We start from the raw sequence: 12,713 nt of genomic DNA, 5'->3' as shown, positions 1-12,713 counted from the left end.
GCGCGCCGACCGTCCGCGGCGTCCCGGCGTCCTTATCATCGAGACCGCCTGCGCGCACAGGGCGAGCAGGTCAGCAGGGCAGGAGAGCCGGGGAATGGACAGGCACCCAGGGGACGCGGACCCCCAGGACGCGGACTGGATCTTCGCCTCCGACGACCCCCGCACGCTACCGACCGATCGGCTCCCGGACCGTGCCGAGTTCGATCGCTACTCCGCGCCGCTGCTCGCCGAGCGCGAGGAGCGCCGCGCCGCCGCCCGGCCCGCCCCCGCGAGCTACGCCCGCTCCGGCACCACCCCCAACGCCGAGCACGAGGAGCTGCCCGCTCTCGGCTTCACGGTCCCCGCGCGCTTCGCCGACCTCGGCATCTTCGACGCCCTGCGGGACGTGATCGCGCTGGTCTGCCTCAGCGCGGCGATGACCACGACCTTCACCGCCGCGCCGGGCCACTGGCTCGCGGGCCTCGCCCCCTGGGCGATCGGGCTGGCCCTGGTGTCCCTCGTGGTGGTGCTGCTGGTCCGCTGGCTGCCGCCGGACCCGCCGCTGGGAGCGGTCCGCTCGGTGCGCGTGATCGGCCTCGCCCCCGCGCTGCTCGTGGGTCTGCTCGCGCTCGTCGTCGACCTGGTCTCCTCGCTGCCGGTGCTCTTCGCCTCGCTGCCCGAGGGGCCCCCCGTCGGTATCGGCGTGGGGGTCGCCCTGCTGCTGCTCGGCGCGATCATCGGCATCGAGCCGCGCGCCCACGAGGGGTATCTCCCGCAGGCGCGCGCCCGGCGCACGGCCCGGCTGATCCTCGTGGGCGTGGGCGTCGCCGCCGCGGCCCTGCTGCTCCTGGCCCTGGTGATGCTCATCGGGCGGCTGTTCACGACCGGCTGGGGGTACTCGCTGGTGACCTTCGCGGACGCCTTGGTCTCCGCGCTGCTGCTGGGCATCGTGCTGGCCTCGGCCCTGCTCCGGGAGCGCTCCTGGTTCGTGTTCTCGACCGCGGTCACCGCGGGCCTGGTGCTCGCGGCCCTCGCCGACAACTCCCTGCGCCTGCAGTTCGCCGCGCCCACCAGCGTGGCCACCGGCTACGTCTACCTGCCGCTGCTGTTCATCGCCTTCGGGGTGATGATCTCGCGCTCCTTCGTGCGCACGATGCCGGTCACCTTCCGGCGCACCGACTGGCTCGTCTACACCGTCCGCGCCTTCGAGTTCTCCGCCGTGATGCACGTCGCCGCCGTCGTGTGGCACCTGCTGACCGCGATCGCCGCCCCCACGGGGCAGGCGCCCGGCGGTGTCGCGATCCACCTCATCGACGCGGGCGTGTGCGCCTGCCTCGCGGCGATCTCCCTCTTCGCGCGGCACACCCTCCTCACCCGTCCCGCGGGGCCCGCGCGCAGCACCGGTGTGATCGCCGGTCTCGCGCTCGTGGTGATCGGCTTCCTCGACGTGATCGTCAACTCCCTCGCCCTCGGCGCGGGCGCGGGCCTGGTGACGGGCGGGCTCGCGGTCGCCTCCGGCATCGCCGCCGCGCTCATGCTCACCGTCCCCTCGCCGGTGCGCGACGAGCACGGGGCCCCGGACCTCGCCCGCATGTTCGCCGACTTCCGCCATCGTGACGGCGGCCGCGTCTCCCTGCTGAGCCTGGTCCCCGACGTCACGGTCGAGACCGCGCGCCGCAAGAACTTCCCCGGCGCCTGAGGCGCCCCGCATCCCTCCCAGGAGAGCCCATGTTCCGCTGGACCCTGCACGGAGACGGCCGCACCGTCGCCCCCGACGCGATCGTCCGCCCCGAGGAGCGGCTCGCCTGGCCGCTGACCATCGGGATCGGCGCCCAGCACGTGATCGCCATGTTCGGCGCCACCTTCCTGGTCCCGGTCATCACCGGCTTCCCGCCCTCGACCACGCTGCTCTTCTCGGGCATCGGCACGCTGCTGTTTCTCACGATCACGAGGAACCGGGTGCCCAGCTATCTCGGCTCCTCCTTCGCGTTCATCGCCCCGATCACGGCCTCCACCCAGGCGGACTCGATGGGCGCCGCGCTCGGCGGCGTGATGGTCACCGGCGTGCTGCTGGCGCTGCTCGGCCTGCTCGTGCAGCGGATCGGGACGGGCTGGATCGGGACGCTCATGCCGCCGGTGGTGATGGGTTCGATCGTCGCGCTGATCGGCCTGAACCTCGTCCCCACCACGTACCAGAACAACTTCTCCCAGGCCCCGGTCACCGCGACCCTCACCCTGATCGCGATCCTGCTGTGCACTGCCCTGTTCCGCGGTCTGCTGGGCCGGATCAGCGTGCTGGTGGGCGTGGTCGTCGGCTATCTCATCGCGCTGGCCCGCGGCGAGGTCGACTTCACCCCGGTGCGGGAGGCTGCCTGGCTGGGCCTCCCCGAGTTCCACCACCCGGAGCTCAACCTCGGCCTGCTGCCGATCTTCCTGCCCGTGATCGTCGTGCTGCTGGCCGAGAACGTCGGCCACGTGACCAGCGTCGGCACCATGACCGGGCGGAACCTCGACCACATGGTGGGGCGCACCCTGTTCGCTGACGGTGCCGCCACCGCCCTCTCGGCGGGCTTCGGCGGCTCGCCGACCACCACGTACGGCGAGAACATCGGCGTGATGAGCGCCACCCGCGTCTACTCGACCGCCGCCTACTGGGTCGCGGGCGTCGTGGCGATCCTGCTCTCCCTCTCGCCGAAGGTCGGCGCGCTGATCAACACCATCCCCCCGGGCGTGCTCGGCGGCGTGACCTTCGTGCTCTACGGCCTGATCGCGATCGTCGGCTTCCGCATGTGGATCGACGGGGAGGTCGACTTCTCCCGGCCCAAGAACCAGATGACTGCGGGCATCGCCCTCGTCATCGCGATCGCGGACCTGCACTGGGAGATCGGCGGCTTCGCCTTCACCGGCATCGCGCTCGGCACCCTCGCGGCGCTCGTGATCTACCACGGCATGGATCGGCTCGGCCGGCTCACCGGCACCGAGGTCGGGACCGAAAGGGAGCCCGAGCCCGCTCCCGCCGATTAATGCGCGGACGCTGTTTCGGAATCTGATGAGGTGAGGCTAAGCTACCGCGCGTGCCACTTCAGCTCGTCCTCGCGACCGACCTCCCCGCGCCCTCGCTGCGCGGTGCCGACCTGCGCCTCGGCTACGCCAAGGACGAGGTCGTCCACGGCGTCGACCTCGTGCTCCGCCCCGGCGAGGTCACCGCTCTGCTGGGCCCCAACGGTAGCGGGAAGTCGACGGTGCTGCGGGCCCTCGCCCGCCTCCACCCCGTCGGCGGCGGCGAGGTGCTGCTCGGCGGCACGACCGAGCGCAGCACGGCGCTGCTGTCCGCCCGCGAGCTCGCCCGCGAGCTGACCCTCTTCTCGCAGACCCGCACCGCCCCGCAGGGTCTCAGCGTGCGCGAGGTCGTCGCCTTCGGCCGCCATCCGCACCGGCGGCGCTTCGCGGGGCTCACCCCCGCCGATCGGGCCGCGATCGACCGCGCCATGGATCTGACAGGTGTCAGATCCTTCGCCGCCCGCGGCGTCGACGAGCTGTCCGGCGGCGAGATGCAGCGCGTCTGGCTCGCCTCCTGCCTCGCCCAGGACACCGCGATCGTGCTCCTCGACGAGCCCACCAACCACCTCGACCTGCGCTACCAGATCGAGACCCTCGACCTCGTGCGCGACCTCGCCGAGGAGCACGGCGTCGCCGTCGGCATCGTGCTGCACGACCTGGACCACGCCGCCCGCATCGCCGACCACGTGGTGCTGCTGCACCACGGCGCCGTGCACGCGGCCGGGCCCGCCGCCGCGGTGCTCACGAGCGAGCACCTCACCGAGGTCTACGGCCTCCCCCTCACCGTGACGCGGGAGGCCGACGGCCGCCTGCGCATCGACGCCCGCGGCCGCCACGAGCGCCGCGTGCAGCCCGACCGGGCGACCGCCATCTGACCGAGGACCCCATGCACACCATCACGCGCCGCCTCGCGGCCACCCTCACCGCCGCCGCCGCGACCCTCTCCCTCGCCGCCTGCGGCACCACCGAGGTCCCCGAGGCCGCCGCCCCCGCCGGGGACGCCGCCGCGATCTCCGAGTCCTGCGCCGCGGACACCACCGCCACCTCGACCGACCCCGTCACCCTCACCGACGACCTGGGCCGCACCGTCGAGCTCGACGCACCCGCCGAGCGGGTCGCCGTCCTCGAGTGGCAGCAGACCGAGGACCTGCTCTCGCTGTGCATCGCGCCCGTCGCCGTCGCGGACGTCGAGGGTTTCTCCACCTGGGTCAGCGCCGAGACCCTGCCCGAGGGCACGACCGACGTCGGCACCCGCGGCGAGCCGAACCTCGATGCCCTCGCGGCCGCCGACCCCGACCTGATCATCGTCGAGGTCAGCTCGCCCGATGACGAGGTCGTCGCCCAGCTCGAGGCGCTCGGCGTGCCCGTCCTCGCGACCGTCGGCGCCGACGCCGCCGACCCGGTGCAGAACATGAAGGACCTCTTCACCCTGATCGGCGAGGCCACCGGGCGCAGCGAGCGCGCCGAGGTCGTCCTGGGGGAGTTCGACGCCCACGTGGCCGAGGCGAAGGCCGCGGTCGAGGGCGCGGGCCTGCCCACCACCAACTTCGTGTACTTCGACGGCTGGGTCGACGGCGGCAACGTCACGCTGCGGCCCTTCGGCAAGGGCGCGCTGTTCACCGCCCTCGGCGAGGAGCTGGGCCTCAGCTCCGCATGGACCGAGGAGACGGACCCCGTCTACGGCCTCGGCCAGACCGACATCGAGGGCCTGACCACCGTCGGTGACGCGACCCTCTTCTACACCAGCACCGACGACCCGGCCGGGAACTACGTCACCGAGCTCGAGAAGAACGAGCTGTGGACCTCCCTGCCCGCCGTCCAGGAGGGCCGCGCCTTCGGCTTCCCCGCCGGCATCTGGACCTTCGGCGGCCCCCGCTCCTCGGAGCAGGCGATCGACGCCTACGTCGATCTGCTCACCGCCTGATGCGCGGTCCGCTCGGCGGCGGCGCGGTCCTGCTCGGTCTGGGACTCGCCGTCGCCGCCGTCGGGCTGTGGCACCTCACCCAGGGCACCTCGGGCGTCGGCCCCGGCGACCTGCTCGCCCATCTCACCGGCTCCCGCCCCGATCCCGCGGTGGCGGCGATCCTCACCGCCTCCCGTCTGCCGCGCCTCGCCGCGGGGGCCCTCGTCGGCCTCGCCCTCGGCGTGGCCGGCGCCCTGCTGCAGTCGATCTCCCGCAACGCCCTGGCGTCCCCGGACACCCTCGCGGTGACCGCGGGCTCCTACTTCTCGCTGTGCCTGGTGGCGGCGCTCGGCCTCTCCGTCCCGCTGTGGGCGAGCAGCGGCGTCGCCGTCCTCGGCGGGCTCCTCGCGGCCGGTGCGGTGCTCGCCCTCGCCGGGGGAGCGGGCACCTCGACCACGCGGCTGATCCTCGCCGGCTCCGCCGTCGCCCTGGCCCTCCAGTCCGGCACGTCGATGCTGCTGATCCTCTTCGAGCAGGAGACCACGGGCCTGTACGCCTGGGGCAGCGGCTCCCTCGCCCAGCTGAACCTCGACGCCTCCGCCCGGGCCCTGCCCGTCATCGCCCTGATGTTGCTGCTCGGCCTGCTGCTGGCCCGACGCCTCGACGTGCTCGGCCTCGGCGAGGACGCCGCCGCCTCCCTCGGCGTGCCGGTGCGCCCCACCCGGGTGCTCGCGATCCTCGCCGCCGTGGTGCTCACCGCCGTCGCGGTCACCGTCGCCGGCCCCCTCGCCTTCGTCGGCCTCGGCGCCCCCGTGCTCGCCCGGCTCCTCGCCGGGGCGGTCCCCGCCCTGCACCGCCATCTGCTCCTGCTGCCGACGGCGGGGCTGCTCGGTGCGCTGGTCGTGCTCACGGCCGACGCGACCCTGCGCGCGGTGCTCGGCGCCGCCTCCGCCGCGCGGATCCCGACGGGGGTGCCGACGGCGCTGCTCGGGGCGCTGGTCATCGTGCTGATGGCGCGGCGGCTGCGGGATGCCGGCCCCGCCCGCCGACCCCCGCAGGCGCGGACCGGGCTGCGCTCGGGCCGGCGCCTGGTGATCGTGCTGGCGGTGCTGGTCCTCGCGCTCGCCGCCGTCTCCGTGACCGGTCTGCTCGCCGGCTCCCTGTGGCTGCGCCTCGGCGACGTGCTCGCCTGGATGCAGGGCGCGGCCCCGGACCTCATCGCGCGCTCCCTCGGCGAGCGGCTGCCGCGGATGACCGCCGCCGTGCTCGCCGGCATGACCCTCGCCCTCGCGGGCTCGCTCGTGCAGTCGATGGTCCGCAACCCCCTCGCCGAACCGGGGCTGCTGGGGATCACAGCGGGCGCGGGCCTGGGTGCTGCCGTCGTGGTGACCGCCCTCGGCGGTGGCCGACCGGTGATGATCGGCCTCGCGGTCCTGATGGGCGTGGCGACCTTCGCCCTGACGACGCTGCTCTCCTGGCGGGGCGGCCTCGCCCCTGAGCGCTTCGTGCTCGTCGGGATCGGCGTCGGCTACGGGATGACGGCGCTGACCACCTTCGTGCTCCTGCGCGCGAACCCCTTCGACACCCCGAAGGTGCTGACGTGGCTCTCCGGCAGCACCTACGGCCGCTCCCTGGTGGACGTCCTCCCGGTCGCGATCGCCCTGGCCCTCGCCCTGCCGCTGGTCCTCGCGGTGCAGCGGGAGCTGGACCTGCTCGCCCTCGACGAGGACACCCCGACGGTGCTCGGGGTCCGCACCCAGCGCACCCGGGTGCTGGTGCTCACCCTGGCCGCGGTGCTCGCCGCGATCAGCGTCGTCGCCGTCGGCGTGGTGGGCTTCGTGGGCCTCGTCGCCCCGCACCTCGCCCGCGCGCTCGTGGGCGGGCGCCATCTGCGGATGCTGCCGGTCGCGATGCTTCTCGGCGGGATCCTGGTGGGCCTCGCGGACCTGCTGGGTCGCAGCCTCATCGCGCCCGCCCAGATCCCGGCGGGACTGCTCGTGGCGCTCCTCGGCGCGCCCTACTTCCTCTGGCTGCTCTGGCGGTCGCGGGCCTGAGGGGTCCCCGCGTCACCGCCACGGTACCGTCGGGGCGTGACCAGCGCGCAGACCTCCCTGACCCGGTACCTCGACCGACTGCTGGCGGCGCTCGCGACCGCGACCGCGAGCGGCGACCCCGACGCGGTGCTGCCCGATCGCGGGATCATCGGCAGCGCCGAGGCGGACGGCGAGATCCCCGCGCTCTCCCGCCTCTCCGGGGCGCGCGAGGACCACCTGGGTGCGGCGGTCTGCTCTGCCGACGGGGAGATCACCGCCGCCGGCAGCGACCATGCCTTCCCGTTGCAGTCCATCTCCAAGGCCTTCGCCTACGGCGCCGCGATCGACCTCCACGGCATGGAGTACGTGTACTCCGTCGTGGACGAGGAGCCGACGGGGGAGGAGTTCAACGCCCTCAGCATCGACCGCCACACCCGCAAGCCCAAGAACCCGCTGGTGAACATCGGTGCGATCCGCACCCACGCGATGCTCGGCACCACCCGGCAGGAGCGCACCGAGCGGCTGCGCGCGGTGCTCGACGCCGCCGCCGGGCGGTCCCTGGAGCTGCACCGCGAGACCGTCGACGAGGAACTCGCCACCTCGGACCGCAACCTCGCGCTCGCCTACATGCTGCGCGCGGCGGGATCGATGGACGAGGACGCAGAGGAGGTGGTCGAGGGATATGTCGAGGGCTGCGGCGTGCTCACCACCGTCACCGACCTCGCCGTCATGGCCGCGACCCTCGCCGCGGGCGGCCGCAACCCTCTGACCGGGGAGCGGGTCTTCTCGCGCATCGCCGCCCGGCAGGTGCTCTCGGTGATGATGACCTGCGGCATGTACGACAACGCGGGGGACTGGGTGAGCGATGTCGGCCTGCCCGCGAAGTCCGGGGTGGGCGGCGGCATCATCGCGGCGCTGCCCTCCCGGTTGGGGGTCGCGAGCTACGCCCCGCAGCTGGACCTGCACGGCAATTCGGTGCGGGGCACCCTGTTCTTCGAGCGGCTCAGCGCCGATTTCGACCTGCACATGCTCGACGGGACCGCGGCGCTGGATCTCGAGGAGCGCGCCCGGGAGCTGCTCGCGGCGGGGGAGGCGCGGTGATCCTCGTCCGCGCCCTCGAGCAAGCCCAGTGGGCGATCTGGCGGGAGCTGCGCCTGCGCGCGCTGGAGGATTCCCCCCAGGCCTTCGGCAGCACCCTCGCCGCCACCCTCGAGCGGGAGGCGCGCGAGGGCGAGGCGTTCTGGCGCGGCTACTTCTCGCCGACCGGCCCCGTCCTCATCGCGGAGCTGGACAGTACGCCGGCCGGGATGGCCCGCCTGGTGGTCGAGGATCCGGCGGGGCCGGCCCACCTCTACTCGCTGTGGGTGGCCCCCGAGGCCCGGGGGCGCGGCGCGGGTGAGAAGCTGCTCCGGACCGCCGCGGACTGGCTCGCCGCCCGGCATCCGGGGACGGCGCTGCGCCTCGACGTCGTCGCGACGAACCGGCCCGCGCGACGCCTCTACGAGCGCCTGGGCTTCACCGTGCTCGGCCCGAACCCCGAGGACGACGCCGAACTGGTGATGGAGCAGCGCCTCGAGCCCCGCCCCGATCGGTAGACTCCCCGCCATGAGCTCCACCTCCGGCAACGCCCTGGTCCGCCGCCCCTTCGAGGGCCTCCCCGTCGAGCAGGAGCTGGTCGCCATGCGCCAGCTGATCCCCGCCGCGACCCTGCGGGCCCGCACCACCGCCGAGCTCGGCGGCCTCGACGTCCAGCTCGCGACGGTCCTGCCGATGGCCTGGCCCGGCGTGCGCCGCACCGACGGCACCGTCACCGTCGGCGTCCAGGCGCCCTATCCGGGAGGGGACCTCTCCCGCGGTCTCGGCGCCGCGATCGTGCAGGCCGCCGCGCTCGAGCCGGGCAACGCCGTCACCTCCGTGACCGTCGAGGACGACTCGCCGCGGCTGCAGGACGTCCTCGACCTCGACGGCGAGTTCGCCTTCGAGATCCACGACACCTTCGACTTCTGGCTCGACCCCAGCGCCGAGCGCACCGGCGAGATCCAGCAGGCGATCGAGCAGGCGAACGACGCGATCATGACCACCCGCGCCGTGACCGGCCTGGACCACGCCTACTGGGTCGACGCGGGCGCCAAGGACCACGTGCGCTGGGTGCTCGACGCCGACGAGGACCGCGTGATCGACGCCGTGACCCGCCTCCACGCACGGCGCCAGTCGGCGATCTGCGAGGGCTCGAAGTACGTCGGCTCCTTCCGCGCCGAGGGCCTCGCGATCCCGGTGTGGGACATCGACAAGGGCCTCGGCGTCGAGGCCGTCGACGCGGCGGCCGAGGAGTTCCGGGCCCGCTTCGAGGAGGCCCTCGCCTCGACGGAGCCGCTCACCCCCGCCGAGCGCCGCGCCCGCGGCGGCATCGTCGCCCGTCAGGTGACCCTGCGATGAACGGCGCGGGGCCGCTGACGACCCTCCGGCCCGAGCGGGTCGCCGTCGTCATCCCCGCCAAGAACGAGGCGGAGCGGATCGAGGCCACGATCCGTTCCGCGCGCGAGATCCGCGGTGTGGACCTCGTGGTGGTCGTCGACGACGGCTCGACCGACGCCACGTCCGCGGTCGCCATGGGGGCCGACGCCCTGGTCGTGCGCCACCGCTCCAACCAGGGCAAGGCCGCCGCGATGGCGACCGCAGCCCAGATGGTCGCGATCCGCGACGGCGCCGAGCGGGCCGAGGGCGGGGAGCGCTTCCGCGAGGAGCTCCACGCCGAGCCCCGCACCCCGGGACACACCGGCCCCCTCCCCGCGATCGACCCGGGCACCGACGTGCCCCGCGCCCTGCTCTTCCTCGACGCCGACATGGGTTCCTCCGCCTCGGCCGCCCAGGGGCTCGTGGACGCGGTGCTCGACGAGGGCGTCGACATGGCCATCGCGCTGCTGCCCCCGCAGGAGGGCGCCGCCGGGATGGGGATCGTGGTCCGCACCGCCCGCCGCGGGATCGAGCGCGCGACCGGCTGGCGCCCCGAGCAGCCCCTCTCCGGGACCCGCTGCATCACCCGCGAGACCTGGGAGGCCTGCCAGCCGCTCGCCCCCGGCTGGGGCGTCGAGACCTCCCTCAGCATCGACGCGCTGAGCAGCGGCTTCTGGGTCAAGGAGATCCCCGCGGACCTCCATCACCGCGCCACCGGCAAGGACCTCTCGGGGCAGCTGCACCGCGCCGCCCAGCTGCGCGACGTGCTGCGGGCCCTGGCCCGCCGGCGCCACACCATCGCGGACCTCGAGGAGTCGCCGGAGCCCGTCGGCGGCGAGGAGACCGAGGTGTGGACCCCGGAGCCCGAGTCCACCACCAGCCTCGCGCCCAGCGAGACGGCCCCCGCCGGCCCCACGCCCGATGCGTCGGCCGAGGAGCGCGCTGAGCGGCGCCGCGCCACGCTCGCCGACCTCCCGGTCGACGGCGCCTTCAGCGACGACGAGACCCGCGCCCTCGGCGACGTCGACGCGGACGCGCTGGATGCGGCGCTGCGCGCCCTGCCCGTGGACGGCCGCTTCGCGCCCGACGACGTCGTCTTCCTCGCGGGGACCGACCTCGCCCTGCTCGCCCAGCGCCTGGGCCGCGCCCCGGTCGACGGTCGCTTCACCCCCGAGCAGGCGGTCATCATCGCCTCGCACCTGGGGACCCCGGAGCCCGAGCTGCCGGAGGGCCTGCGCCCGCCGATCAGCCCCGACGAGTACGCCTCCCTCATCGTGCACACCGCGGTCGAGGCCGAGAACTCCTGATCAGACCCGCTCGGGATCCGGCAGCACCGCCGGCAGCAGCACCAGCCACACGCCGAGCATCGCCGCGACCAGCACCGGGCCGGTGTCGTTGACGGCGTAGCCGACCCACGCGCCGACCACGAGCGCGATCCGCACCCGGTGGGCGACGGGGTGCGCCGCATCGAGCGCCGCGAGCCGCCGCCAGCGGATCCGGCCCGGCAGCAGGATCGCGACCGAGGCGAGGACCGCGAGCACCAGGACCACTGCGAGCGCCCAGTAGCCGGTCGCCATCGCCACGTTCTGCGCCAGCTTGCGAACGACCACGGAGACCAGCTCACCGCTCAGCAGCTCGTCGATGAAGCGCCCCAGGTGGGTGCGGTCCTCCGGGGGGCGCAGCCAGTCCAGGAAGGACACGCCGAGCACCGCCGCCGCCCCGCCCGCGCCGAGCGCGAGCACGTGCCACACCCGCAGCCGGATCCCGGAGACCAGCAGCGCCAGCAGCCCGAAGGCGGGGATGGTCGCGAGGCCCGAGCCGAAGTCCGCGCCCATGGAGGGGGCGACGCACACGGCGGCCGTCACCAGCCCGACGCCGACGGTCCACAGCACGCGCGCTCGCGGCGGGCGCACCACCGTGAACAGGCACAGCAGCGCCATCAGCGCCGCGGCGAGCACGAGGCCGAAGAGATGGTTGGACAGCCCGTAGAAGCGCCCGCCGGAGATCGGCTGCGCCCCGAGCGGGGAGGAGAGCTGCAGGCGCGACCCGGTCGCCGACTCGAGCAGCACGATCCCCGCGATGAGCGCCGCGGAGACCCCCGCCGGTCCGAAGCGGCTGCGCCGCCAGGGCCCGCCGAGCACGAGCACGGACAGCAGCGCGCACCCGCCCCAGACCACGCCGGCGAGGGCGAGGGTGGGGTGCTCGGCCCGCCACCACGGGACCAGGGAGGCGCACAGCCCGACGGGCAGGGCGAGCGGGGCGATGGTAGCGAGCGAGCGGCCGACGGCGGCGAGCCGCGGGCGCCGCGCGAGCGCCGGGACCAGCACGATCACGAGGCCGACGACGCCGAGCGCGAGCCAGGAGCCGAGCGCGGGGAGTGTCGCGGCGTCGACGAGTCGCCCCGCCTCGGAGCGGTCCCACGCCAGCTGCTGCGGATCGGCGTGGTCCGCGCCGCGGAACGGCTGCCCGGGGATCAATCCCTGGGGGCTCGCCCCGTGCGAGTCGAGGATCGTGGCGAGCACGTCGGTGAGCACGACGACTCCGGTCTGCTTGGTCGCGCCGCTGGTCAGGGCCTGTCCGGCAAGTCCCGTGTCCATCGCGACCTGCAGGCCGACGGTGCGGGAGGCGACCGCTCCGGTGCGCTCGACCTCCTCCGGATGCGCAGGGTCGGTCGCCGCGACGGAGACGAGGAGGGTACGGGGGAGGTCCGTCGCCGCGCAGCCGCCGAGGTCCTCGAGCGCCGCGGCAACCGTGCCGTCGAGCGCGGTGAGGGCCTCCGCGCGAACGGGGTCGTCGTGGTCGGGGATCGACGGGGCGAGCAGCTCGACGAGGTCGTCGTCCGCGAGGGCACCCGCGACGGCGGCGGGGTCGTCCGTGGAGGTCACGTCGACCGGGAGCTGCTGCCACTGGTCCGTCGGCGGGGTGGGGATGCCGCTCGTGCGCGGGGCCTCCTCGGCGAGGCCCCGGTAGCCGGTGCGCAGCGTCTCGAGCCCCTGCCGCTTGGTGGAGACGACGGTGGTGGAGGTGGTGTTCATCGCGCCGACGCCCGCGCGGTCCGCGAGGCACTGCAGCGTCGGCGTGCTCTCGGCGTCGATGTCCTCCCAGGTCAGACCTGCCGTCGCGATCACCAGGCGCACGGGAGCGTCGGCTGTCTCATCGTCGGCGCGGGCGGCGGCGGAGGGAAGGAGCAGCAGGACGGCGAGGAGGGCGAGCAGGAGCGCGCGAAGCGGGCTGCGAGCTGGGGAGGCGGGCACGTCCCGATGCTACGGGGCGGGTCATGCGGC

10 protein-coding genes are annotated in these 12,713 nt (G+C 74.5%); 9 read left to right on the top strand and 1 reads right to left on the bottom strand.

The window, feature by feature from the left end:
• Window positions 1–94: 94 nt before the first annotated feature.
• From ACZCAH_RS04310 to ACZCAH_RS04270, 9 genes are read left to right on the top strand one after another with little or no spacing between them, the layout of a single operon-like run.
• A complete protein-coding gene (locus tag ACZCAH_RS04310; protein WP_464339895.1) occupies window positions 95–1,678 on the top strand; it encodes a DUF7937 domain-containing protein in 1,584 nt (527 codons plus the stop codon).
• 29 nt (window positions 1,679–1,707) lie between these two features.
• Window positions 1,708–3,003: a uracil-xanthine permease family protein gene (locus ACZCAH_RS04305; RefSeq protein WP_464339894.1), complete on the top strand. Its 1,296-nt coding sequence runs from the start codon at window positions 1,708–1,710 to the stop codon at window positions 3,001–3,003.
• A gap of 50 nt (window positions 3,004–3,053) precedes the next feature.
• Window positions 3,054–3,914 (top strand): ABC transporter ATP-binding protein, encoded by an 861-nt coding sequence (locus ACZCAH_RS04300; protein WP_464339893.1) that lies wholly within the window; start codon window positions 3,054–3,056, stop codon window positions 3,912–3,914.
• An 11-nt stretch (window positions 3,915–3,925) separates the two neighbouring features.
• Entirely contained in the window at window positions 3,926–4,963 is a 1,038-nt protein-coding gene (locus ACZCAH_RS04295) for an iron-siderophore ABC transporter substrate-binding protein (protein WP_464339892.1), read from the top strand.
• Entirely contained in the window at window positions 4,963–6,996 is a 2,034-nt protein-coding gene (locus ACZCAH_RS04290; RefSeq protein ID WP_464339891.1) for an iron ABC transporter permease, read from the top strand. The genes ACZCAH_RS04295 and ACZCAH_RS04290 overlap by 1 nt, the downstream gene beginning before the upstream one ends.
• A 36-nt stretch (window positions 6,997–7,032) precedes the next feature.
• On the top strand, window positions 7,033–8,076 hold the full coding sequence (gene glsA / locus ACZCAH_RS04285; RefSeq protein WP_464339890.1) for a glutaminase A: 1,044 nt from the start codon (window positions 7,033–7,035) through the stop codon (window positions 8,074–8,076).
• On the top strand, window positions 8,073–8,570 hold the full coding sequence (locus ACZCAH_RS04280; RefSeq protein ID WP_464339889.1) for a GNAT family N-acetyltransferase: 498 nt from the start codon (window positions 8,073–8,075) through the stop codon (window positions 8,568–8,570). The genes glsA and ACZCAH_RS04280 overlap by 4 nt, the downstream gene beginning before the upstream one ends.
• A 10-nt stretch (window positions 8,571–8,580) precedes the next feature.
• Window positions 8,581–9,411 carry a DUF5926 family protein gene (locus ACZCAH_RS04275; RefSeq protein WP_464339888.1) on the top strand — a complete coding sequence of 277 codons (831 nt, stop codon included), beginning with the start codon at window positions 8,581–8,583 and terminating at the stop codon, window positions 9,409–9,411.
• Entirely contained in the window at window positions 9,408–10,736 is a 1,329-nt protein-coding gene (locus ACZCAH_RS04270; RefSeq protein WP_464339887.1) for a glycosyltransferase family 2 protein, read from the top strand. The genes ACZCAH_RS04275 and ACZCAH_RS04270 overlap by 4 nt, the downstream gene beginning before the upstream one ends.
• Here ACZCAH_RS04270 and ACZCAH_RS04265 read toward each other — a convergent pair whose 3' ends face one another.
• A complete protein-coding gene (locus ACZCAH_RS04265) occupies window positions 10,737–12,683 on the bottom strand; it encodes a hypothetical protein (RefSeq protein ID WP_464339886.1) in 1,947 nt (648 codons plus the stop codon).
• Between the last annotated feature and the right edge of the window lie 30 nt (window positions 12,684–12,713).

Source organism: Brachybacterium sp. B718/18 (assembly GCF_055454375.1).
Note: the sequence above shows the minus strand (reverse complement) of the source record. Positions and strands in the feature narration are given on the sequence as shown.